At 63.3% G+C, this 22712-nt stretch carries 24 protein-coding genes and 1 tRNA gene; 13 read left to right on the top strand and 12 right to left on the bottom strand.

What is annotated here, in order from left to right; genetic code table 11:
• Nucleotides 1-5 precede the first annotated feature (5 nt).
• Nucleotides 6-1538 (top strand): NAD(P)/FAD-dependent oxidoreductase, encoded by a 1533-nt coding sequence (locus tag J2X35_RS11890; protein WP_310185597.1) that lies wholly within the window; start codon nucleotides 6-8, stop codon nucleotides 1536-1538.
• Nucleotides 1531-1788, top strand: coding sequence for a phosphopantetheine-binding protein (locus J2X35_RS11885; RefSeq protein WP_056113478.1), 258 nt, complete (start codon nucleotides 1531-1533; stop codon nucleotides 1786-1788). The genes J2X35_RS11890 and J2X35_RS11885 overlap by 8 nt, the downstream gene beginning before the upstream one ends.
• Before the next feature lie 62 nt (nucleotides 1789-1850).
• Here J2X35_RS11885 and J2X35_RS11880 read toward each other — a convergent pair whose 3' ends face one another.
• The 3 genes from J2X35_RS11880 to J2X35_RS11870 form a co-directional block, all read right to left on the bottom strand.
• Entirely contained in the window at nucleotides 1851-2690 is an 840-nt protein-coding gene (locus J2X35_RS11880; protein ID WP_310185595.1) for a fumarylacetoacetate hydrolase family protein, read from the bottom strand.
• Nucleotides 2691-2722: 32 nt separating this feature from the next.
• Complete coding sequence (locus J2X35_RS11875; protein ID WP_310185591.1) at nucleotides 2723-3607, bottom strand: glycosyltransferase; 885 nt, start codon at nucleotides 3605-3607, stop codon at nucleotides 2723-2725.
• 102 nt (nucleotides 3608-3709) lie between these two features.
• The gene (locus tag J2X35_RS11870; protein WP_310185589.1) at nucleotides 3710-4456 is read right to left on the bottom strand and encodes an SDR family NAD(P)-dependent oxidoreductase; all 747 of its coding nucleotides are present in this window, start codon (nucleotides 4454-4456) and stop codon (nucleotides 3710-3712) included.
• 252 nt (nucleotides 4457-4708) lie between these two features.
• On the opposite strand from J2X35_RS11870, the gene J2X35_RS11865 reads away from it, so the two are divergent.
• The gene (locus tag J2X35_RS11865) at nucleotides 4709-5674 is read left to right on the top strand and encodes an aldo/keto reductase (protein WP_310186138.1); all 966 of its coding nucleotides are present in this window, start codon (nucleotides 4709-4711) and stop codon (nucleotides 5672-5674) included.
• 51 nt (nucleotides 5675-5725) lie between these two features.
• Here J2X35_RS11865 and J2X35_RS11860 read toward each other — a convergent pair whose 3' ends face one another.
• The 3 genes from J2X35_RS11860 to J2X35_RS11850 all read right to left on the bottom strand — a co-directional run bounded on the left by J2X35_RS11860 (nucleotide 5726) and on the right by J2X35_RS11850 (nucleotide 8484).
• Nucleotides 5726-7237, bottom strand: a complete 1512-nt coding sequence (locus J2X35_RS11860; RefSeq protein WP_310185587.1) for an altronate dehydratase family protein — start codon at nucleotides 7235-7237, stop codon at nucleotides 5726-5728.
• Nucleotides 7238-7451: 214 nt separating this feature from the next.
• Complete coding sequence (locus tag J2X35_RS11855; RefSeq protein ID WP_310185585.1) at nucleotides 7452-7781, bottom strand: L-rhamnose mutarotase; 330 nt, start codon at nucleotides 7779-7781, stop codon at nucleotides 7452-7454.
• A 28-nt stretch (nucleotides 7782-7809) separates the two neighbouring features.
• Complete coding sequence (locus J2X35_RS11850; protein ID WP_056113498.1) at nucleotides 7810-8484, bottom strand: GntR family transcriptional regulator; 675 nt, start codon at nucleotides 8482-8484, stop codon at nucleotides 7810-7812.
• 224 nt (nucleotides 8485-8708) lie between these two features.
• On the opposite strand from J2X35_RS11850, the gene J2X35_RS11845 reads away from it, so the two are divergent.
• The 6 genes from J2X35_RS11845 to J2X35_RS11820 all read left to right on the top strand — a co-directional run bounded on the left by J2X35_RS11845 (nucleotide 8709) and on the right by J2X35_RS11820 (nucleotide 16044).
• The gene (locus tag J2X35_RS11845; protein WP_310185582.1) at nucleotides 8709-10208 is read left to right on the top strand and encodes a sugar ABC transporter ATP-binding protein; all 1500 of its coding nucleotides are present in this window, start codon (nucleotides 8709-8711) and stop codon (nucleotides 10206-10208) included.
• Complete coding sequence (locus tag J2X35_RS11840; RefSeq protein WP_244478779.1) at nucleotides 10205-11203, top strand: ABC transporter permease; 999 nt, start codon at nucleotides 10205-10207, stop codon at nucleotides 11201-11203. Before J2X35_RS11845 ends, J2X35_RS11840 begins: the two co-directional genes overlap by 4 nt.
• Nucleotides 11203-12198 (top strand): ABC transporter permease, encoded by a 996-nt coding sequence (locus J2X35_RS11835; RefSeq protein ID WP_310185578.1) that lies wholly within the window; start codon nucleotides 11203-11205, stop codon nucleotides 12196-12198. Before J2X35_RS11840 ends, J2X35_RS11835 begins: the two co-directional genes overlap by 1 nt.
• The gene (locus tag J2X35_RS11830) at nucleotides 12195-13133 is read left to right on the top strand and encodes a sugar ABC transporter substrate-binding protein (protein ID WP_310185575.1); all 939 of its coding nucleotides are present in this window, start codon (nucleotides 12195-12197) and stop codon (nucleotides 13131-13133) included. The genes J2X35_RS11835 and J2X35_RS11830 overlap by 4 nt, the downstream gene beginning before the upstream one ends.
• Before the next feature lie 121 nt (nucleotides 13134-13254).
• Nucleotides 13255-14298, top strand: coding sequence for a MupA/Atu3671 family FMN-dependent luciferase-like monooxygenase (locus J2X35_RS11825; RefSeq protein WP_310185572.1), 1044 nt, complete (start codon nucleotides 13255-13257; stop codon nucleotides 14296-14298).
• A 12-nt stretch (nucleotides 14299-14310) separates the two neighbouring features.
• Nucleotides 14311-16044 carry a beta-ketoacyl synthase N-terminal-like domain-containing protein gene (locus J2X35_RS11820; protein WP_310185569.1) on the top strand — a complete coding sequence of 578 codons (1734 nt, stop codon included), beginning with the start codon at nucleotides 14311-14313 and terminating at the stop codon, nucleotides 16042-16044.
• Between the two features lie 63 nt (nucleotides 16045-16107).
• Here J2X35_RS11820 and J2X35_RS11815 read toward each other — a convergent pair whose 3' ends face one another.
• Together J2X35_RS11815 and J2X35_RS11810 are read right to left on the bottom strand one after the other, a co-directional pair.
• Entirely contained in the window at nucleotides 16108-17310 is a 1203-nt protein-coding gene (locus tag J2X35_RS11815; RefSeq protein ID WP_310185566.1) for an MFS transporter, read from the bottom strand.
• 372 nt (nucleotides 17311-17682) lie between these two features.
• Nucleotides 17683-17758: transfer RNA gene (locus tag J2X35_RS11810), tRNA-Ala, on the bottom strand.
• A gap of 291 nt (nucleotides 17759-18049) precedes the next feature.
• On the opposite strand from J2X35_RS11810, the gene J2X35_RS11805 reads away from it, so the two are divergent.
• The 4 genes from J2X35_RS11805 to J2X35_RS11790 all read left to right on the top strand — a co-directional run bounded on the left by J2X35_RS11805 (nucleotide 18050) and on the right by J2X35_RS11790 (nucleotide 19817).
• On the top strand, nucleotides 18050-18343 hold the full coding sequence (locus tag J2X35_RS11805; protein WP_310185563.1) for a YggT family protein: 294 nt from the start codon (nucleotides 18050-18052) through the stop codon (nucleotides 18341-18343).
• Nucleotides 18344-18345: 2 nt separating this feature from the next.
• Nucleotides 18346-18660, top strand: coding sequence for a DUF167 family protein (locus J2X35_RS11800; RefSeq protein ID WP_310185561.1), 315 nt, complete (start codon nucleotides 18346-18348; stop codon nucleotides 18658-18660).
• Between the two features lie 54 nt (nucleotides 18661-18714).
• On the top strand, nucleotides 18715-19305 hold the full coding sequence (locus J2X35_RS11795) for a hypothetical protein (RefSeq protein ID WP_310185558.1): 591 nt from the start codon (nucleotides 18715-18717) through the stop codon (nucleotides 19303-19305).
• Nucleotides 19306-19415: 110 nt separating this feature from the next.
• The gene (locus J2X35_RS11790) at nucleotides 19416-19817 is read left to right on the top strand and encodes a hypothetical protein (RefSeq protein WP_056113527.1); all 402 of its coding nucleotides are present in this window, start codon (nucleotides 19416-19418) and stop codon (nucleotides 19815-19817) included.
• 130 nt (nucleotides 19818-19947) lie between these two features.
• On the opposite strand, the gene ppa is transcribed toward J2X35_RS11790, so the two are convergent.
• The 4 genes from ppa to J2X35_RS11770 form a co-directional block, all read right to left on the bottom strand.
• Nucleotides 19948-20478 (bottom strand): inorganic diphosphatase, encoded by a 531-nt coding sequence (gene ppa / locus J2X35_RS11785; RefSeq protein WP_310185555.1) that lies wholly within the window; start codon nucleotides 20476-20478, stop codon nucleotides 19948-19950.
• Nucleotides 20479-20562: 84 nt separating this feature from the next.
• A complete protein-coding gene (locus tag J2X35_RS11780) occupies nucleotides 20563-21069 on the bottom strand; it encodes a GNAT family N-acetyltransferase (RefSeq protein ID WP_056113534.1) in 507 nt (168 codons plus the stop codon).
• A gap of 130 nt (nucleotides 21070-21199) precedes the next feature.
• A complete protein-coding gene (locus J2X35_RS11775; RefSeq protein ID WP_310185552.1) occupies nucleotides 21200-21838 on the bottom strand; it encodes a TPM domain-containing protein in 639 nt (212 codons plus the stop codon).
• Between the two features lie 3 nt (nucleotides 21839-21841).
• Nucleotides 21842-22672, bottom strand: coding sequence for a YgcG family protein (locus tag J2X35_RS11770; RefSeq protein WP_310185550.1), 831 nt, complete (start codon nucleotides 22670-22672; stop codon nucleotides 21842-21844).
• Nucleotides 22673-22712: the final 40 nt, after the last annotated feature.

The raw sequence follows: 22712 nt of genomic DNA, 5'->3' as shown, positions 1-22712 counted from the left end.
GGCGGATGGGCGTGAATGTCCGTGAGTTGAACGGGAACCTGTCCGACAACGAGCGGACGGCATCCATTGCCCTACACCAGGAGGCGGTCGCCTGGGCCCTGCGGCTTCATGGGGTGGCTCCCGATAACTGGGTCCCGGAGCGCCCGGGCACCGACCATGACGTGACGGTCGTCGGCGGTGGCCAGTCCGGCGTCGCCATCGCTTTCGCGCTACGGCGCGCCGGGATCGCCAGGACGACCGTCATCGACGCCGCTTCCGAAGGCCGGGAGGGCGTCTGGCTGACGACGGCGCGGATGAACAACCTGCGCTCGCCCAAGACGCTGCCGGGACCCGAACTCGGCATACCGGAACTCGGCTTCCAGGCCTGGTACGAAGCCCGGCACGGCGAAGCCGCTTACGCCGCCATGACGTTCATCCCCCGGCTCGAATGGGCCGCCTATCTGAAGTGGTACCGCGCAGCCACGGGCATATCGGTACGGTACGATACACGCCTCGAGAGCATTGAACCCGCCGGGGAAGGATTTCGGCTCAAACTGTCGGTCTTCGGCAGTCCGATTGAAGAGGTCTGCCGGAAAATCGTGCTGGCCACCGGCTTCGCCGGCAGCGGCAACGCCAACGTGCCTGCCTTCATCAGGCATTACCTGCCCGAGCAGTTCTATGCCCACACCGAAGAGCCCCTCGATTTCGAACGGCTGCGAGGTCGCCGCATCGCCATATTCGGGGCCGCCTCAGCCGCCTTCGATACCGCGGCGGCCGCCCTCGAGAATGGCGCGGCTGCCGTGCACATGTTTTGCCGGCACGACGATATCGAGCGGTATTCGCTGATGCGGACGCTTTATTTTCCCGGTTCGGTCGAGCATTACCGCGAGTTGTCCGACGCCGACCGCTGGCGCATCATGAGCATCCTTTGCCGGCGTGCCCAGGGGCCGGTGCCCGACACGGTACGCCGCGTCGAGCGGTTCGAGTCTTTCCATCTGCATCTCGGGGCGCGCGACCCGAAGCTCAGGGCGGAAAACGGCGCGATCCACCTGACCCTGGCCGGACGCGACAGCGGCCCTGCGTTTGATTTCGTGATCGCCGGCACAGGCTACAGCGTCGACCTGTCCACTCGTCCCGAACTAGCCACCATTGTCGACCGGATCGCACTGTGGCGCGACCGCTATCATCCGGAACCGGGGCAGGAAAATGCGGACCTGGCGCGCTATCCCTATCTGACGCCCGGCTTCGCCTTCACCGAGAAGGAAGCCGGCACGGCGCCCTATCTGCGGAACATCCATTTCTTCAGTGCCGGTGCGATGCTCTCCAACGGCCGTAATCCCGGCGAGGTCAGCGGCATGCGTTTTGGCATTCCGCAGCTTGTCTCAGCCATAGGCCGTGACCTGTTTCGCGACGACGCGGAAGCCCATGTGGCGCGTGTCCTGACGCCGGTAGCACCGATCCTCACAGGCGCGGAATACCAGGGTTGCCTGTGGAAACCGGAAGGCGGCGAGCCAACGAGGAGCCGCAAAGATACGACAGGAGCAACAGGCAATGGATAGCACGGCTGCGACAGACCCCGACGCGGTAAAAGAGCGGATCCTGGAACTGGCACGCGTCATACTCAAATGCGAGAGCGTCGGGTCGCAGGACCACTTCCTCGATCTCGGCGGGGATTCACTGGTGGCGCCGGTTCTGGCCGGGCGGATCGAGACCGAATTCGGCACCCGCCCGGAAATGGAAGACATCTTCACGCGGTCGTTCGGCGAACTGGCGGAACTGGTTTCGGCAGCGTCGGCAAGCCGCCGCTAGAGACAGCGGCCGCTTTCCATTTTGAGAAGCCGGCTTCTGCAGGCGCGAAGCCGGTCTGCTCGTCAGGTGTCGGCGCGGACGTTTTGCCGTTGCGCACCGAGCCCCTCGATGCCGAGTTCGACGACGTCGCCCGCCTTGAGATAGCGCGGCGGCTTGAACCCCTGCCCCACGCCGGGCGGCGTGCCGGTGGAAACCACGTCGCCTGGATGCAGCGTCATGAATTGCGATAGGTAGCTGATGCAGTGAGCGACGCCATAGACCATCGTACTGCTCGAACCGTCCTGTTTCGTGTCGCCGCTGACTTTCAGCCACATTTTCAGCTTCTGCGGATCGGCGACCTCGTCGCGCGTCACCAGCCACGGCCCGATCGGGCCGAACGTGTCGCAGGATTTTCCCTTGGTCCATTGTCCGGAGCGCTTGGTCTGGAAGTCGCGTTCGGACACGTCATTGATGACGCAATACCCTGCCACATGATCCAGCGCCTCGGCCTCGGAAACATATTTAGCCGGTTTGCCGATTACGACGCCGAGCTCGACCTCCCAGTCGGTGGCAGTCGATCCGCGTGGAATGACGACGTCGTCATTCGGCCCGCAGATGGCCGAGGTCGCCTTCATGAAGATCACCGGTTCCGGGGGCACTTCCAGTCCGGACTCGGCGGCATGATCGGCGTAGTTCAGCCCGATGCAGATGAATTTGCCGGTGCCGGCCACGCACGGGCCGAGACGCGGCTCGCCTTCGACGACCGGCAACTTCGCAACATCGAGGGAAAGCGTCCAGGACAAGTCGGCCAGCCAGCGCCCGCCAATGTCGTCAACAATGCCGGAAAGATCGCGGATGCGGCCGTCGCCGTCGAGCAGGCCGGGCCGTTCTGAACCGGCCGCGCCGTATCGGAGAAGTTTCATTTCCTATTACCTTTCAGGACTTGCGGGAGCGGTCAGGCGACGTTCGCCGCCTGGCGCATCAGGTGTGCGTTGAGCTCCCAGGACTGGATGTCGATCAAGAGTTCGGTTTCCGGCCGTTTGAACTTGCTGTGCAGATAGATCTTGTTGGGCCGGGACGAGCGCGAGTTGACCTCATGCGACTTCGAATGCGGCAGGTGAATGCCACAGGCGTCACGGCATATCGAAAACTGCGCTCCGCTCTCGAACAGCGTTAGCGAGAAGTCGATGTCTTCGGCGCCCCATGTGCGGTAGTTTTCATCGAAGCGGAAGCGGTCGCCGAGCCTGTCGCGCCGGACGGAGATGTTGCCGGACCAGGCGATCGACCATGGCACTGGCAGGGCGGACATGTTGTCGGCGCAAGCCGCGTAAGTCGCCTCCCGCAAATCGGGGAAGCGGCCGGTCTCGCGCAGCTTGTCGATGGTCCGATCGACGTCGGCAAGATTCATTTCCGCGACCGCGGCGTCGAGTTCCTCGGCATGGTCGTCGGTGTTCGAGAAGCCGTAGAGATAACCAAGCACGACAGAGTTCGGCTTCGCGTGCGCGTCGATATGGGCCTGAACGAAGCCTTGGGACACGACGATGCCGCAATCAAGGAGAATGCAGACGGCTCCTTCGGACAATTCGATACCAAGATTGCGGGCGCGACCGGCTCGATAGCCGCTGTCCTGCTGATAGACGTAGCGTATCTGGCAACTGTCGGTGAAGTTGCGGACCACGTCGAGCGTGTTGTCCGACGAGCCGTCATCGACGACGATGATCTCGAAATCGTCCTTTGAGATCGCGCTCGCCTTGAGAGACTGCAGGTTCTGATAGAGCATTTCCTGACGGTTATACGTCGGGATGATGACGCTTGCCGCGAACTTGGTTTCCCTGACCATGCTTCCTTCCATCTCCTCCAGATCGCCGGCTATCCTCGTCGCCTCGAAGACGGCCGGCCTGACGCACACATTCGCCGCGATCGTGTTCGCGGCGGCGTGCCGTTAATAGGTCGTCCGTCCGCCCGACAGATCGAAGGTCGAAGCCGTGGTGAAGCTGTTTTCCTTCGAGACCAGCCAGGCCACCATGGCGGCGGCCTCGTCGACCTCGAGCAGACGGCCACGCGGAATACGCGAGCGCATATACTCGATATGCTCCGGCGTCAGCTGCTCGAGGATGCGCGTCTGCGCCGTGGCCGGCGATATGCAGTTGACGGCGATGTCGTACTGGGCGAGCTCCTTGCCGAGCGACTTGGTCAGCCCGATGACCGCGGCCTTCGAGGCTGAATAGGCGGCGGCGTTGGGATTGCCTTCCTTGCCGGCCACCGAGGCGATGTTGACGATACGCCCGTAATTGCGCGCCTTCATGCCCGGAACCACAGCGCGGTTGACATAGAAGGTGCCGTTGACGTTGACGTCGATGACCTTCTTCCACGTCTCGATGTCATAGGTATCGAGCGGCGCGGCCGGGCCGGCTATGCCCGCCGAATTGACGGCGATCGAAATCTTGCCGGCGCGTCCTTCCGTACGGGCGCGCGCCGCATCGACGGAAGCCCAGTCAGCCACATCCACGATTTCGGTCGATGCGGCGCTGCCCAGTTCCTTCTTCGCGGTTTCGAGCCGGGCCTCGTCCAGGTCCCACAAGGTGACGGTTGCACCAGAAGCGACGAAGCGCTTCGCCATCGCAAAGCCGAGGCCTTGTGCGCCGCCCGTTACCACGGCGTGTTCGCCGTCAAGATCGATCCTGTTCATGTCGCGCGCGCTCTCCCTAAGATGTTTCGCAGACCCGCAGCAACCCGCGGACGGGTGCCGGCCCAATTCCTCACGCCGGTTCCACGCCGCATCAAGGCGCCAGCGCAAGGCTTGATCGGGATCATTATATTAGTGTAACAACTCCGACAAGCAGGCGATGCGATTTTTCCGGCCTGCAGGATTGGAGGGACTGTGAAGGTCGAGAAAAAGAGCGCCGTGGGCGGAACTGGTCTGGAGATCACCGCGCTCGGAATGGGCTGCGCGTCGCTGGGCGGGCTTTATGCGCCGGTGGATGCGGCAACCTGTATGGTGACCTTGCGGGCCGCGCTCGATGCCGGCATGAACTATTTTGACGCCGCGCCCATGTATGGGCTTGGGCGCGCCGAACACATGCTCGGCTATTTCCTGCGCGAGCAGGTTCCGGCTGCACCCGCTGTGGTCAGCACCAAGGTCGGGCGCCTGATGACGCGCGAGCGGCCCGGCCGCATCCTGCCCCCCGCCGCGGAGAAGAACCCGCTCGACGCCGGTTGGGAGAACGGCCTGCCGTTCCGCGAGGTGTTCGATTATTCCTATGACGCGATCATGCGCAGCTTCGACGACAGCCAGCAGCGCATGGGCCGATCGCAAATCGACATCCTGTTCGTCCATGACATAGGAAAACTGACGCATACCGACGCGTCGCAATTCCACTGGGACGCACTGACCAGGGGCGGCGGCTTCCGCGCGCTGGCGGACTTGCGGGACGCCGGCATCATCCGCGGCTTCGGTCTCGGCGTGAATGAAGCCGAGGTGGTTCTCGACGCCATGGGCGAAGCGCGCCTGGACTGCACATTGCTCGCCGGCCGCCACACTTTGCTGGAGCAGAATGCCGATACACTGCTGGAGAAGGCGCATCGCGACGGCATGTCCATCGTCATCGGCGGCGTTTTCAACTCAGGCATTCTTGCCGCCGGAAACGCCGGCAACCGCAAGTTCAACTACAAGGACGTTCCCGAGGCGGTTGCCGCCAAGGTGGATGCACTTGCAGAGGTCTGCGACGAATTCGACGTGCCGCTCGCCGCAGCCGCCATCCAGTTTCCCTTCCAGCACGAGGCAGTGACCTCGGTGCTGATCGGCGCCAAGCACCCCGATCGTGTCCGGCAGAATGTCGAATGGTTCGAAAGGCCCCTGCCAGACGAACTGTGGCAGGCGCTGAGGAGCAAGGGGCTGGTTTCCTGAAGCCTACGCGCAGACCTGAACGGGCGCATCCCGCTCAGGTCGCGCTGATTGCTACATCGTCGCGCCGAGGCTCCACGGCACGAACTCGTTGTCGCCATAGCCCAGGCCTTCGGAGCGGGTGCGGCCTCCGGAGGCGACGCGCAGGATCTCGGCGAAGATTTCTTCGCCCTTCTGCGCCAGCGTCACCCCGTCCAGTATGTCGCCGCAGTTGATGTCCATGTCGTCGCGCATCTGTTCGTAGATGAAGGTGTTCGAAGCGAGCTTGATCGACGGCGTCGGCTTGCAGCCGAAGGCGGAGCCGCGTCCGGTGGTGAAGCAGAGAACGTTGGCGCCGCCCGCGACCTGTCCTGTCGCCGAGACCGGGTCGTAGCCGGGCGTATCCATGAAGACCAGGCCGCGTTCGTTGATCGGCTCGGCATATTCCAGCACTGCGCGCAGATTGGTCGTGCCGCCCTTGGCCGATGCGCCGAGCGATTTTTCCAGGATGGTCGTCAGCCCCCCCAGCTTGTTGCCGGGTGATGGGTTGTTGTTCATCTCCATGTCGTGCCTGGCGGTGTAGTCCTCCCACCAGCGGATGCGCTCGATCAGCTTCTCGCCCACCTCGCGGCTCTCGGCGCGCTGCGTGAGAAGATGTTCGGCGCCGTAGATCTCGGGCGTCTCCGAAAGCACAGCCGTGCCGCCCTGCGCGACCAGCAGATCGACGGCCGCGCCGAGCGCCGGATTGGCGCTGATGCCCGAGTAGCCGTCGGAACCGCCGCATTGCAGCGCCAGCACGAGTTCGGAAGCAGGCTGGGGCGTGCGCTCCGCGGTATTGACGACAGGCAGCATATCCATGATCGCCTTGACGCCCGCGTCCACGGTCTTGCGGGTGCCGCCGGTCTCCTGGATCGTCATCGTGCGGAAGGTCGTGCTTTCCTCGATATTGTAGGATTGCATCCAGCGCGGAATCTGGAACGCCTCGCAGCCAAGGCCCACCATCAGCACGCCGCCGACATTGGGGTTGGTGGCGAAACCCCATTGCGTGCGCTTCAGCAGATCGTAGGCCGGCCCCTTGACGTCGATGCCACAGCCCGTGCCGTGGACCAGTGAGATGACGCCGTCCACATTGGGATAGTCGCGCAGGACACCGGACCGGTTGATCTCGTCGGCGATGAAGCGCGCGACACTGGCCGAGCAGTTCACCGATGTCAGGGTGGCGATGTAGTTGCGCGTGCCGACCTTGCCGTTCGGTCTTCGGTAGCCCATGAAGGTGGCGCGCTCCGCCTCGGAAACCATAGGCGTGTCCCTGACGTTTGCGCCAAATCCATAATCGCGCTCGAAATCGCGCAGGTAGACGTTGTGCTCATGGATCCAGTCGCCGGCGGCGATGGGCACGCGCGCAAAGCCGATGGTCTGGCCGTATTTGACGATCGCCTCGTCCGCCGGAATATCGCGCAGCGCCATCTTGTGGCCGCGCGGTATGCGCGCCCTGGCGACCACCTCTCCGGCCTTGTCTCCGACCTTCAACGGATCGACTGCCAACAGAATATTATCGGCGTCCGAAAGCTTGATGAACCGCGTCATTACCCAAACTCTGAAAAGGCGCTCGGCAGGGGCCGGATGCGCAAAAATGATTCTGAATACTAATATAATAGAATGACAATGGTCAAGCCGCGCAGCGGAACTGTGCGACGGGGCGGTGAGGGCTGGTCGGCAAGGGTGCCACGGCGAACGAGGGCCACGCCGCCTGGCGCGGGAAACATGGTGAATTGCGGGGGCGCGATCCGGATACCGGGGATCAGTCCAGATGGAAAACCTCTTCCATCGCAGCCCACCACTCGCCCTTTGCGCGTGTCGGCAAGGGATGCTGCATGGGGTCGCAAAGCTTCCACCATTTCTGCATCGCTTCCGATTCGCCCATGAGCTCGGCGTCACGCGCGAAGTCGCTGCCGTGGTATTCCCAGTAGGCGAAGAGGAGGTTCTCCGGTTCGCGCAGGAAGATGGAATAGTTGCGGATGTTGGCGCGGCTGATGACGTCCAGCACTTCCGGCCAGACATCGGCATGGACCCGCTTGTATTCCTCGAGCGCCTCGGCTTTCACGCCGATGCAAAGCCCCATTCGCTTCATATTGCCCTGTCCGTTGCTGGTCCGACCGTCAGCCGAGAAGTTCGGCCGCGACGTCGAGCGTATTGCGGAACGACGTCTCGAGGTGATGCTCCATGGCCTGAGCGGCAGCCTCGGCGTCATGGCGTTCCAGCGCGTCCAGGATCGCTTCGTGCTGCTCGATCGTCTGTTCGCCATAGCCGGGTTTCGGGATCGCCAGATAACGGCCTCGGTCCATTTGCGCCTTGGAGATGTCGACCGCCCTCCAGATCATCGGCATGCCGCAAATCTCGGCGATGGTGCGATGGAACACATCGTCGAGCTGGATTGCCACGGCGTATCGGCCCCGCGATATGGCGAGGCGATGCGCCGCCATATTGTCTTCCAGCGTTTCCTTGGCGACAGGCGTCAGCTTGTCGGCGGCGCGCCTTGCGCTTTCCATCTCCAGCGCCCGTCTGATGACATAGGCTTCTTCGAGATCTGCCCGGCTGATGGGCGCGACATAGGTTCCGGTCTGCGCCAGGATCTTGACCAGCCCTTCATCGCTGATGCGCTTTACCGCTTCCCGCACGGGTGTGCGGGACACGCCCAGGGCTTCAGCGATGGCCACTTCATTGATGACGTCGCCGGGTTTCAGCCGCCCGACGACGATCATGTTTCGGATCTTGTAGTAGATCTGGTCGCGCAGCGGCAGGGCCCGGTTCAGAGTCGAAGGGTCGAGGTCCATGGGAAATCCCGAGTTTTGTTGACCTGAAATGATAAGATTATATTAGAATGTCAAACGGAATGCACCTGCCTCCCGATGGGTGCCGTTCGAGCGCTGAACAGCGCCCAAAACAACTGAATTCCAGCTTGTCAGAACTGTTATATTAGTGCAATAGTCTCCTCCGGTCGCGTAAATCTCCTCTGCGGATTGTGCGGCTATCTTGCCAGGGAGGAACCTAGCCAGACATGACTGCAGCCGATTGCGCCTTGGATATGCGAGGCATCAGCAAGACGTTTCCGGGCGTGAAGGCCCTGTCCAACGTCAACTTCTCCGTGAAGTTCGGCACGGTCCATGCCGTCGTGGGCGAGAACGGCGCTGGCAAGTCGACGCTCATGAAGGTGCTCAACGGTTCATATGCGCCCACTAGCGGCACGATCCATGTCGGCGGCTCGGAAGTGCGCATGCGCCGGCCCGCTGATGCGCAGGCGCTCGGCATCCGCATGGTGCACCAGGAAATCAACCTGGTCCCCGACCTCACAGTCGCCGAGAATGTCTATCTCGGCCGCATGCCCGCCCGGTGGAGTCTTTTGCGCAAGAGCGAGATGATCGCCAGGGCTGCCGCGGTTCTCGACGAATTGGGCGCGGCCATCAACCCGCGCGAGCGGCTCGGAAACCTGTCGATCAGCCAGCAGCAGCTCGTCGAGATCGCCAAGGCCTATGCGGCGAAGCCGAGGATCATCGTCCTGGACGAGCCGACATCGAGCCTTAGCGAACATGAGACGGCGGCGTTGTTCAGGATACTGCGCAAGATGCGCGACGACGGCATCGCCATCGTCTACATCAGCCACCGGCTCAAGGAAGTGCTTGAGATCGCCGACGAGGTGACGGTGCTACGTGACGGCAGCATGATCGAGACGCGGCCGATCCATGGCATAACGGCCGCTGGGATGATCCGGCTTATGGTTGGGCGCGAGGTCAGCAACGTCTTCCCGAAAAGCCCCGCCGAAATCGGCAACTCCGTGTTGCGTGTCGATGGCCTCAGCGATGGCCTCCGCTTCCGTGACATCAGCTTCGATGTGAAAGCCGGCGAGATTCTGGGGCTGACCGGCCTGGTCGGGGCCGGCCGCACCGAGGTCGCGCGGGCCATTTTCGGCCTGTCCCCGCTGATCGAGGGGTCGATCAGCGTCAATGGACGGAAGGTTTCCATCAACTCTCCCTCGGATGCGGTCAAGGCGGGGATCGCCTATGTGCCCGAGGACCGCAAGGGCGACGGCATCGTGCCCGGCATGTCGATCCGCGAGAACATCAGCCTGCCGATCTTGCGGCGCCTGACCCGGTTCGGACGCATCAGGCGCAGCGCCGATCGCTCGCTGGCGGCAGGCTATGTGAAGCAGTTCTCCATTTCGCCACCGGACGGCGAAAGGCGCATCAACCTCCTGTCCGGCGGAAACCAGCAAAAGGCGGTGATCGCCAAATGGCTTGCCGCCAATCCCCGGGTTCTGATCCTGGACGAGCCGACGCGCGGTGTCGATGTCGGCGCCAAGGCCGAGATACACCACATCATCGGCCAGCTCGTCGCCGGCGGCATGGCTGTCGTCATGATCTCGTCCGAGCTGCCGGAAATCCTCGGGGTCTGCGACCGCGTCGTCGTCATGCGTGACGGACATGCTTCCCAGCCGCTGGTCCGCAAGGAACTCAGCGAGGAACGCATCATGGCGCTGGCGACCGGGGAGGAGATAGCGTGACCGATACCGCCATGGAGATCAGCGGCGTGACCCGCAACGACCGTTTTACCCGCGGCAGCAAGCTTGCCGACATGCTGTCCAAAGCAGGGCTTGGCTTCGCCATTCTGGCCGTCGTGCTTTACGGCTCCTTTGTCAGTCCCGCCTTCTTCACCGCCGGCAATCTGCTCAACGTGCTGACGTCGATGTCCATCGTCGGCATCGTCGTGGTAGGCATGACATTCGTGCTGGTGGCCGGCGGCCTGGCGGACCTTTCGGTGCCGGCCACCATCGCCTGCGGCGCCATCCTGTCGCTCGGGCTGCAGCCGATGATCGGGCCCGTGCCGGCCTTCGTCCTCGCGGTCGGCCTCGCCGGGCTGATCGGCCTGCTCAACGGGGTACTGGTCGGATATATCGGCATCAATCCCATCATCGCCACGCTCGGTGTCGGCACGATCAGCCTCGGCATCGTCCAGGCGGCTGTCGGCGGCGTCATCGTCTATGGCAGCAACCCGGCCTCGGCCGAATTCGCCAAGGGGCGGCTGTTCGGGATCCCGGTCGTCGTGCTGATCTTTCTTGCCATCGCCCTTGTCGGCCATTTCCTGCTGTCGCGATCCTTCTGGGGGCGATGGACGCTCGCAACCGGTGGCAATTACAGCGCGGCCGAGGCCAGCGCGGTCCCGGTCAAGGCGGTCAAGGCAGGCGCTTTCGTCATAACGGCGCTGGCTTCAGGCATCAGCGGCGGCCTGCTCGGCCTGACGCTGCAGAGTGCACGCCCGCTTATCGGCGCAGGCTACGAGTTCAGCGCCATCACTGCGGTCGTCGTCGGCGGCGTTTCGATCATCGGCGGCTTCGGCTCCGTCCCGCGCGCCATCGCCGGACTCATCTTCGTGCAGCTCCTGACCAACGTCATGGTGCTGAACGGCGTGCGCACGCCGATCCAGGGTTTCGTGCTCGGCGCCCTGATCGTTGGCGCTGTCGGCGTCGACGCGGCCCTGCGCAAAAGGGGAGGAGCGTGATGCGTTTCCTGGCACTCATCTCGCAGCATCGCGTCGCCATCATTCTCGGCCTGACGCTGATCATCTCCTCGCTGGTCGTTCCCGGTTACCTTGCGACGTCGACCCTCAGCCTCGGCCTGGACCGGGCGGCGACCATCGGGCTTATCGCCATCGGCCTGACAGTGCTGCTGATCGCCGGCCAGATCGACCTGTCGGGCGGCGCGGTCTTCGCGCTTGCCGGCATCGTCTCCGTCATCCTGCAGCGTGAGATCGGAGTCCTGCCCGCCGCGATCGTCGGCATTCTGGTCGGCACGCTGGCCGGTGCGATCAACGGTCTGCTCGTCGCCGGGCTGAAGGTGAATTCGCTGGTGCTGACGCTGGCGACCATGCTGATCTTCCGCTCCCTCGCGCACTGGATCACCAACAGCCAGCCCGTGACGGGCACGGACATCATGTTGTCGCTGGCGTTCGCGCAGGTCTTCCTGGAGATATTCACCGTCCGCAGCGCGCTTTTCATCGTGCTCATCGTGCTGCTGCATTTCTGGCTCACGCGCACCGTGCCCGGCCGCAACGTCTTCGCTGTCGGTTCCAATCCGGTGGCGGCCAAAGACAGCGGCATCGCTTCGGACCGCATCCTTTTTCTCGGCTTCGTCTTCGCCGGCACGCTGGCCGGGCTGGCCGGCGTTCTCCAGAGCCTCGTCACCAACACCGGCTCGCCCGTTTTCGGCTCCGAACTGACGGTCGCAGTCATCGCCGCGGTCGTGGTCGGCGGCACGCGCCTCGAAGGTGGCAAGGGATCCGCGCTCGGCACGCTGGGCGGCGTGCTCACCATCGGGTCGCTGACCATCGCAATGGAGTTCCAGTCCATTCCCGCATACGTCCAGCAGGTCGTATCCGGGCTTATCCTGATCCTGCTCGTCGTGCTCGATCGGGCCGTGACTACCAAGGGGAGGGCTCCGGGCACACGCCCCGCGCTCGTTCGCGACAATCCAATCACTCAAGGAGGAAACGTATGATTGGCAAGAGAAGCATGCTCCACATCACCGCCATGGCGGTGGTGCTGGCATCGACAGGCTGGGCCAGCGCAAAGACCGTCTGCTATGTGACCGCGGCGGATTCGCATGCCTATGCGACGCCGGCCAACAAGGCGCTTCAGGCGCGCGCCGACGAACTCGGCATCGAGGTCCTCAGCCTCAGCCAGGACTTCGATGTGCAGAAGGGCACCGAGCAGCTCAACACCTGCGTGGCCCGCAAGGTCGACGGCATCATCCTGTGGCCGCTAGACCCGCAGGCATACATCCCCGGCCTCGCCCGCGCGCAGCAGGCGAACATCCCGGCGATCCTGATCAACTCACCCATGGGTGACGACGCCAAGCCGTTCATCAAGTCGTTCACCGGTCCGGACGTCTACGAGGAAGGCAAGCTCGCGGCGGACTCGCTCAGCAAGGCGCTGGACGGCAAGGGCTCCGTCGTCATCATTGCCGGCCAGGCTGGCAATGGCACGACCATCGGCCGTGTCGACGGTTTCAATGACCGTCTCAAGGAGACCAATTCCGAAATCAAGGTTCTCGACACGGTCAATGCCGACTTCGACCAGCAGAAGGCCCTCGTCGTCAGCCGCGACCTGATCACCCGCTTCGGCGACCAGATCAGCGGCGTCTATGCCAATGACGACACCATGGCCCGCGGCTTCATCGATGCCTGGAAGGAGGCCAACCCGTCCAAGAAGGCGCCGCCAATCGTCGGTATCAACGGGCAGAAGGACGCTTTCGCGTCCATCAAGACCGACGAGATGTACTCGACGATTGTCCAGTCGCCCGTCGAGGACGGCAAGCTTGCGATCAACACCATGGCCGAAATCATGGACGGCAAGGAGGTCAAGGACCGCCTTCCGATCCCGTTGACCGTGGCGACCAAGGAAAACGTCGACTCGGTCGAACCGGCGTTCTGATGCGGCAAGCCGGTCCGGTCCAGAGCCGGACCGGCTTCTCCGCCCTTGCGGCAAGGCGTGATTTGTCGCCTGTCGCAACCTGTCCCGGCGGGTCCGGAGATGCGGTTATCGAGGACCGATCATGAAGTTCAGCCTGATCTTCTTCTCCAACTCCTATCCCGAGGAAGCTGGAGGCGCCTATGCCGTCATTTCGGAAATGGCAAAGTATGGCGACCGGCACGGCTTCGAGGCGGTGTGGATCCCGGAACGTCATTTCCATACGATGGGCGGGATCTACCCTAACCCGGCGGTGGTTGCTGCCTATCTGGCGTCGATCACCAGGACCATCAGGCTGCGCGCCGGCAGCGTCGTGGTGCCGTTGCATCATCCCGCCAGCATCGTGGAATCGTGGTCGGTGGTCGATCACCTCTCCAATGGCCGCGTCGATCTTGCCCTGGCGAGCGGCTGGAACGTCAATGATTTCGTGCTGGCGCCGGGCGCCTTCGCCAATCTGCGCGACCTCTGGTTCGACCGCATCGACGAAATCCGCAACCTTTGGTCGGGGCGGCCGACGTCCTATCCCAATGGCGCGCAGAAACCGACGCAGATCGTCACCTATCCGCGTCCGGTCCAGCCCGAGCTGAACCTGTGGCTCACCGCGACCAAGCAGCCTGAATCGTTCCGCAAGGCCGGCGAGCTCGGCATGAACGTTCTGACGATGCTCTCCGGCATCTCGCTCGAACAGCTGGCGCAGAAAGTGACGCTCTACCGGCAGGGGCGGGAAAGCGCTGGGCTCGATCCCGCCACGGGCACCGTCACCCTTATGCTGCACACATTCGTCCATGAGGACATGGACACCGTCCATCGCGCAGTTCGGGGGCCATTCCTGGACTACATCAAGACCAGCCTGAAAAGCCACCTGCAAGGCGGGGCCGTCGATGTCGGGCATCAGCTCTCGGCCGACGAAATCGACAAGATGGCCGAATACTCTTTCGAACGCTATTTCGGCACCGCCGCCCTGTTCGGCACGGTCGCCGATACGCGCCGGTTCGCGCTGACGGCCGCGGAAGCCGGCGTCGACGAGATCGCCTGCCTGCTCGACTATGGCCCGACCGTCGCCGATATTCGCCTGAACCTGCCCTATCTCGCCGAGCTCAAGCACAGCTTCGAAACGGTGGAAGCCTGAGCGGCCGACGGCATGAAGAAGCAATCGGAAAGCCAGGACTCGCAACAACAGGACATTGACGCCGGGGCTCCGGCGGCGATGGCGATCGTCGGCATGTCGTGCCGCTTTCCCGGCAGCGTCGGCCCGGAAGCGTATCACCGCTCCCTCATCGAGGGCGCCGATCTCTTCTCGCCACCACCGCGCGAACGCTGGGACTGGTGCGGCGACGACCGCATCCGCGTGCCGAAAATGGGCGTGCTGGACGATATATTCGCCTTCGACAATGCGCTGTTCCGCATCTCCCCGCGCGAGGCGGAGACGATCGATCCGCATCAGCGCCTGATGCTGGAGGAAGCGTGGCTGGCCGTGCAGAATGCCGGCTACGATCACGCCGATTTCGCGCGGCGGACCACCGGGGTTTTCGTCGCAGTCTACAATCCGGATTTCCAGTTCTATGCGCGCGCCGGGGATTGGGACGATATCTCCAGCATGTATCTGGCGACCGGCAGTGCCCACACGATGGTGCCGAATCGCATCTCCTATGCGCTGGACCTGCGCGGGCCGAGCGAGGTCGTGGATACGGCGTGCTCAAGTGCGCTGGTCGCCGTTCACCGCGCGGTCGAGGCAATCAGGAATGGTGAGTGCGAGCAGGCGATCGTCGGCGGGGTGAGCCTGCTTCTGGAACCGAGCCGTCTGGTCAGGCTGCAGGAACTCGGCCTGCTCAGCCTGTCGGGGCAAAGCGCGCCTTTCGACAGGGATTCGCGCGGCCAAGTGCTGGGCGAAGGCGCCGCCGCCCTTGTCGTCAAGCCGCTCGACCGCGCCATTCGCGACCGCGACACGATCCACGCCGTCGTCCTTGGCGGCGGCGTCAACCATCAGGGCGCAACGTCGGGCGGGCTCACCCGCCCGAGCGCTTCCGCACAGGCCGAGCTGATCCGGCATACCTATCGCCGCCATCGCATCGACCCCGAGGCCGTCGGCTATGTCGAGGCACATGGCAATGGCGGCAGCGGCGATCTCAGCGAACTGCTGGCTTTCCAGAACGTGTTCGCCGATGGCATCCAAGTCGGCTCGGTCAAAGGCAATATCGGCTTTCTGGAAGCCGCCGGCGGACTATCGCAGATCATCAAGGTGGTCATGGGCATGAAGGAAGGCGTCATGCCGGCCACCCGCTCGCACCGTACATTGATCGAGGGCGAAACATTGCGTCCTCGCGCAGTTCGGGTTCTCCAAACCGACGCGCCGCTGGGTGCATTCAGCGCCGGCGCCCCGCTGATGGCCGGCGTCCATGCCTACGGGCTGGGCGGTTGCAACGCGCATGTGGTGCTCGGTCAAGCGCCTGTCAGCGAAAGCGGCGCCGACACGCCGTATCCCATCCTGTTGTCCGCTGAGGACGAGGCCGGCCTGTCCGCCCGTGCGCAACAGATGGTCCAGTGGCTGGAAGGCGGCCCGCCGGCCACCCTGCCGGACATCTCCTTTACGCTCGCCGTTGGCATGCCCCAACAGCAACGGCGGGCGGCTTTTCTTGTCACGTCCAGGGACGAGCTGATGCAAGGGCTGCGACAACGCGATCCCGGATCGGCCCTCATGGAAAGTCCGGCGGTCCAGCCGGACATCCACAAGGCAGTGGCCGCATGGCTCGCCGGCGAACGGGTCGACTGGCATCGGCTGCTGCCGTCCGGCCGCAGGACAGCGGTGGCGCCGCAAGCCCTTCACCGGCGCCGTTTCCAGCTGCCGGCGCTTCGCAGGCAAGCGCACCAGGCTTGAAGGCCCGAACCGGCATAGTTGAAGGAGTGCCTCCGCTTCGTGCAGCGCCTCTGCTTGGCAAGGTCAGGATTGCCCGTGCCGCGGAGCCTCTGCCGCGAAGGCGTCCATGGAGCCGAACGGCCGCCAGACGACCAGTCCGACGCACAGGCAAAACGCCATAACGCCCGCTATCCAGAAGATGGCGACGACTGAAATGATCTGCGCGATCACGCCCGCGACCAGAAGAGCGCCGACATAGGACAGCCGGAGGATGTTGGAGTAGATCGAGCTGGCGTGGGCGGGCCGGTCGGCCAGCCGCTCCTGAAGAACGATCAGGCTGAGACCCATCATGGTACCGGTGACGATGCCGTTGATCACGCTGAGGGAAATCAATCCGAACAGATTTTCCATCAGCGCGGCGGTCAGGAAATAGACGCAAAGCAGGGCGCATGAGAGGAGCAGTATCCTCGCATAGCCGAACCGGTTCCTTATGGCGTTCGAGCCGGCGATGATCGGGACTTCGATGGCGGCCGCGATCGAGAAGGCCAGTCCGACATGAAATTCCGTCCCGCCGATCTGCGCGAGCCGCCACGGTATGCCGAGCGCGCAGATTGAAATCAGCAGGTGCACGGATGACAGTGTGAGCACGGTGAGGACGATCGACTGCTGCCCGGACGTCCCCTGTGCGGCCGGCTTCGCGGATTCCGCTGCAAACGGGGTTTTCTGGGAAAAGAAAGCCTTGGTCCCGACGATGAAAACCGCCAGCAGCGCATAGGCCGCGGCCGCCGCGTAGAACACGGCGGCCTGTGAGTAGACGGTGGCAATGAGCCCCCCGAAAGGCGGTCCCGCCACCCAGCCGGCGCTTGCCAGCGCGCGGATAAAGCCGGTCGAAGATCGGTCGTTAATGAAGGCAAGCGCCATCAGTTGCGAGAACAGGCTCCCCGCTATCGCGATCAGGGACGCGAAGACGAGAAAATAGACCCAGTAGTTGGTCGCCAAAGCCAGGCACAGGCTGCCGGCCAGTCCGCAAAGGGCGGTTGCTATCGTGATGGGGTAGCGCAGTCGCGGTACGTCGCCGATCCTGCCCAGCATATAGACGGCGGCCGAAGAAGAGAGCGTCCCGGCTACCATGAAAAGGCTTGCATCGAAGTAAGTGGCGCCAAGCTTTACCGTCAGGAAAATCGGCAGCGTGGCGGAAAAGGCGGCCGTGATGCAGGCATTGAGGGCAACGCAAAAAGCTATCGATCCCGTGTATCCTTGCGATTTGCAGTCATTTTGACGAGGCATCAACTCTTCCGCATGCACGCCAGTATGATCGATCATTACACTAATATTTCAGTGCGGCAACCACGAGTCGGCAGGGAGATCGAATGCGTCATGGCAAGAAACAGAACGGCAGGTCATCGCTTCTCGTCATGCTCCGCATGAGGCCAGGCATGACCGGACGACGACCCCAGCTGCTCACGAGGGACCAGTCCGCGCAACGGTTGCGCCACCACCACGATGCTGGGGTCGGCGCGTCATGAGCATGGGGCTAAAGGACATTCCTACAATGGACAAACGACTCCGGGATCAACGGTCGAACCTACGGGTTCGCTGTCGACACGCGCACGACGCTGCCCGAGACACTTCGTAACCATCAATACGGTGACCCGCCGTTGGTGGAGCTGAGGGGGATCGAACCCCTGACCTCGTCATTGCGAACGACGCGCTCTCCCAGCTGAGCTACAGCCCCGTCCAGCGGATGGCGCATTTATGTGGCGGGCCGGGCAGCTGTCAAGCAAGCATTGCGGGTGACAAGCGAGCTCCATCAAGGACCCTTGTCGTCAGAGCAAGCTGGACCTGAAATGATCTCGATGCACTCCCGCTTTCGTGCCGTGTTCGCTGAAAGTGCGGAAATATTGGAAGGAAAGGCCATCGTCGGGCCACATTGCAACGGCTTGGGGCCCACAAGACACTTCAGGCGAGCCTGCTCTTGCCGCATTCGGCTGCAGTGGCTACATGTCGGCAACAATCGGAGACCGGTATGTACGCCCTCATTCAAACCATTCTTATGGCGCTGAATATCTACTGGTGGATCATTATCGCCTCGGCCGTCTTTTCCTGGCTCTACGCCTTCAATGTCGTCAACCCGCGCAATCAGTTCGTCGGCACGATCGGCAATGCGCTCTACCGTCTTACCGAGCCGGCCCTGCGGCCCATACGCCGCTTCATACCCGACCTCGGCGGCATCGACATCTCGCCGATCATTCTCCTGCTGATCCTGTTCTTCCTGCAGCAGTTCATCATCTACACTATAGCCCCGGCTCTGCTCGGCTGATTGTGAGGGCACCGTTCCGGCTTCGCAGCGACGGGATCGATTTGTTTGTGCGGCTGACGCCGAAATCCTCGCTCGACAGGCTTGAGGGCGTGGAAGAAACCGTCGACGGCCGCACTCATCTCAAGGCCCGCGTGCGCGCTGTGCCCGAGAAGGGTCTCGCCAACGCGGCGCTCATCGGGCTTGTCGCCAAAGCGCTCGGAACACCAACGTCGGCGATATCCGTTGTCGCCGGTGACACCGCGCGGCTGAAGACCCTGCATATCGCCGGCGATCCGGCCGTGCTGATTGACCGGATCGCGGGTCTGCCGACACGCTAGCGCCGTCGTCGTTTGAGCGATAATCTGCGAAGCCATTGCGATGGAGATGTCCGCATGCGCTTGCTGATCTTGATCCTTGCCGCAGTCGGTTTTTGCAGCGTCGCCCGGGCGGGCGACATTTCGAGCGCCTATACCGATCTCGACTGGAAGACGGACTGCGCCACTTACGCCCAGGCGGAGGAGGGCGAGGGCGACTGGTCCGACCTCGTCTGCTCGGGCTATCGCGGCTATCCGGTGATGATCGCCTATGACGATGCGCGGGAATCGCTTTACTACGGCTTTCCGGCCGCCGACATGACGGCGGTTTGGGAGAGCTTCGTCGGTTTCAATTCCGGCGGTCCAAGGATCGAATGGCGCATCGAGACCGATGGCGATATCGTCGTGCCCTTCGCCACCATCCATCGCCGTTCCGTCGCCAGCGCCGACGGGTCGGACAAGAAGATCGAGGTGCTGGTGGTCTCGAAAGTCGGCCAGCCGGAGGAGAAGCAGGGCTGCACGGTCGGGCTGGTGCTGGCCAGCGGCGTTCCGGACGCCAACGCGGCGGCGCAGAAGCTGGCGGACGAAAAGGTGCGCGCCTTCACCTGCGGCAAGGACCAGCGCGTGACGATCGGCGCGGTTCCGGCGTTCGGCCGGGTGGACAATTGAGACGGTGTGGCGCCTTCCCTTGAGGGGAGGAATCGCGCCGCTCCCGCGAAAATCTGTCCACACCCCGAAAACCTCTCCCATACTTCTGCCCAATCGAAACGGAGGATGGGATGGGGACCTGGGAAGCAGATTGGAGCCGCGATGTGCTGGAGCGCATCGCGGCGCTGCTTTTCGTTCTCGCCGATCTCGCCGACCTTGCCGCCTGTGCGCCTTACCGCCGCCGCCGGCAGGTGCTCGAAATCCTGAGCCATGGCGAGGCCGTGGCCCGCCCCTTCGTCATCGCTCTGGCGACCGGAGCGCCGATGCCGGCAGATGGGCCAGCGGAAGCACCGGAAACGGCCGGCGATGCTGTGCGTCTCGCCGGGAGTTTGCGGGCGCTGGCGCTTGCGCTGTGTGTATTGTTGGCGCGGCGGTCGGCGCTTCGCCGAGCGGCCCATCCGCGGGCCGGATGGCACGGGCCTGCCAGGCCGGAAGGCCGTCAGACGTTGTCGTTCGCGCCTGACACCTCATGAAGTCAATCTGGCTGGCGTCGCATTCATGCCTGACAAACAACGGCTTTCCAGAACCTGGCGCACGAAAAACGCGCCGCCGGGAACGCGGGACTGTGCCATTGCCAGCGGCAAAAGGCAGAAAAGGCGCGGTCTACTTGCCCTTGGCCCGCTCGATTGCCTCGACGATCATCTTCTTGGCATAGGCGGCATCGTGCCAACCGGCAATCTTGACCCATTTGCCGGGTTCAAGATCCTTGTAGTGCTCGAAGAAGTGCGTGACCTGGTCCAGTGTGATTTGCGGCAGGTCGGTGTAGTTGAACACCTTCTCGTAACGCTTGGTGAGATGCGGCGACGGGACGGCGATGACCTTCTCGTCCTGGCCGGCATTGTCTTCCATGATGAGAACGCCGATGGGCCGCACATTGACGATGCAGCCGGGGATCAGCTCTCGCGTGTTGCACACCAGCACGTCGATCGGATCACCATCGCCGGACAGGGTGTGCGGCACGAAGCCGTAATTGCCGGGATAGCGCATTGGCGTGTGCAGGAAACGATCGACGAAGAGCGCGCCGGCGGCCTTGTCCATCTCATACTTGATCGGCTCGCCGCCGACAGGAACTTCAACAATGACGTTGACGTCGTCGGGCGGGTTCTTCCCGATGGCTATCGCTTCGATGCGCATGGCGTGCTCCCTCTCTTGTGCAATCGATAGAGGGACAAATGCTGCGGTGCAATGCGGCGAAAGCGCCACCGGTCACCGGCTTGTCTATTCCCAGACGAAAGCGATCTTCTTCAAAGCCCTCTGCTCGAAGATCTCGACCCCCTCGGCGATATCGCGGCCGCCGGCGCCGGTGTAGAAGGCCAGCGCGTTGGCGTTGTCCTCGAGCGCCCAGACAACCATGCCCCGCAGGCCATTATCGGCAAGCGCCCGGCGCGCGGCGGCGAAAAGCCTGCTGCCGAGGCCGATGCCCTGATATTCGGGGCGCAAATAGAGCTCGTAGATCTCGCCCTGCTGCCTGAGTTCGCGGGCGCGGTTGCGGCCGATAGTGGCATAGCCGGCAATGTTGCCGCCGATCTCGACGACCAGAACGGTGGCGGCGCGGCGTATCGCGTTCGCCCACCAGTCGGCGCCCCGGCGGTTGATCATGGAAGACAGCGCCCGGTGCGGAATGATGCCGGCATAGGCGCCGCGCCAGGCCTCCATGTGCACGTCGGCGATCTCCCGCGCGTCACGCGGTTCGGCCTTCCTGATGTCGATCGTCAACGTGTTCATGATTTGTTAACCATAGCCCGACGTTGCGCGCTTGCAAAGAGTCTGGCGTCAATTCGCACAGGGCTATGGGTAGAGATGGCGACGCGCTGCGGCGGAACGCTGCGCAACGCCTTATCGCCGGAGCTAGAGGCTAGATTTCGACCAGATGGTCGTCGAGCTCGTTGGTATCGCCCGGCGATACCGGAAAATGCTCCGCCAGCACCGAACCGACCGTTGCAACTGCCGTGACGAACCCATCGGCCAGACGGTCACCGCGGGCGTGAGCGATGAGGTCGCGCACGACATCGTCCCAGACATGCTGGCCGACGCGGCCGTCAATCCCATTGTCGGCCACGACCTCGGCATAGCGCTCGGCCAGCGAGACGAAGATGAGCACGCCGGTGCGCGCGCTCGTGAGATGGACGTTGCGGGCAAGGAACTGCTTGACCGCGTTGGCGTGCGCCGCCTGGTAGCGGAGCCGCCGCGGCACGAGGTGGATCCTGAGACCTGGAAAAGCCCAAAGGAGCGCAAAGACGCACAGGATCGCCAGGCCTTGGGCCGAAACGAAATACGGCAGCCGCACCGACAGCCACCAGGCCTCGATGCCAATCGTCAGCAACAGGGAAACGATCAGCATGGCAAGAGTTGCGGTGAAAGCGGCCGGATAGAAATAATTGTCGCTGGCGCGCGCCACGACGCAGTAGATTTCGCCGTCGGTCTGTTGCTCGGCAGCCCGGATAGCGGCGGTGATGCGCGCATGCTCTTCGGCGGTGATCGGACGTGTCGCCATCGTTCACCAGCTCCCCGAAGATCCGCCGCCGCCGGACGAGCCGCCACCGCCCGAAAAGCCGCCGCCGCCACCGCCCGAAGACCAGCCGCCGCCGCCGGACGACCAACCACCGCCGCCTGTGGTCCACGCGCCGCCGGAAGAGGAGCGCTTTCTATTGGTGTCGAAGGTCATGCCCAGCCACCTGTACCGGCCCGGTGCGATCTTCGTGCCCAGGATCGGCGGCAGGATGGCCATGGCGAAGCTGCCGAAGAAAATGGTGAGCCAGATGGCGATGAAAATGAAGAAGATGATGGCATCGGGATCGATGGATGTGTCGGGGTTGCGCTTGCCGCGCGCCTCCAGCTCCTCGGGATTGCCTTCCAGCACCATGATCATGTCATCAACGGCCTTCGATATACCGCCGGAGAAGTCTCCGGCGCGGAATGCCGGCACCATGTCGTTTTCGATGATCAGCTTCGTATGCAGGTCGGTCAGCGTGCCTTCCAGGCCGTAGCCGACCTCGATGCGCATCTTGCGGTCGTTCTTCGCAACCAGAAGCAGCGCGCCATTGTCCTCGCCCGCCTGGCCGAGACCCCAGTCACGGAACAGGCGGTTGGCGTAGGGCTCGATCTCTTCGCCGTTTAGGCTGTCGACAGTGGCGACGACAATCTGGTCGGATCCTTTCTTTTCGAAGTCGGCCAGCTTCTGGGTAAGCAGTACCTCGGTGGCGGCGTCGATAATGCCGGCATTGTCGACGACCCGCCCTGTCAGCTTCGGCAGGTCCTGCGCGAATGCGACAAGCGGAAAAAGGAGGCAAGCCAGCGCGAACGCCATCAGCCGAATGCCGACGGGCATCCTTCTCCTGTAATGAAGCAAGGGCGAAAATCGCCAGTCG

It is taken from the genome of Mesorhizobium sp. BE184, assembly GCF_031457045.1.
GTDB lineage: Bacteria > Pseudomonadota > Alphaproteobacteria > Rhizobiales > Rhizobiaceae > Mesorhizobium.
Note: the sequence above shows the minus strand (reverse complement) of the source record. Positions and strands in the feature narration are given on the sequence as shown.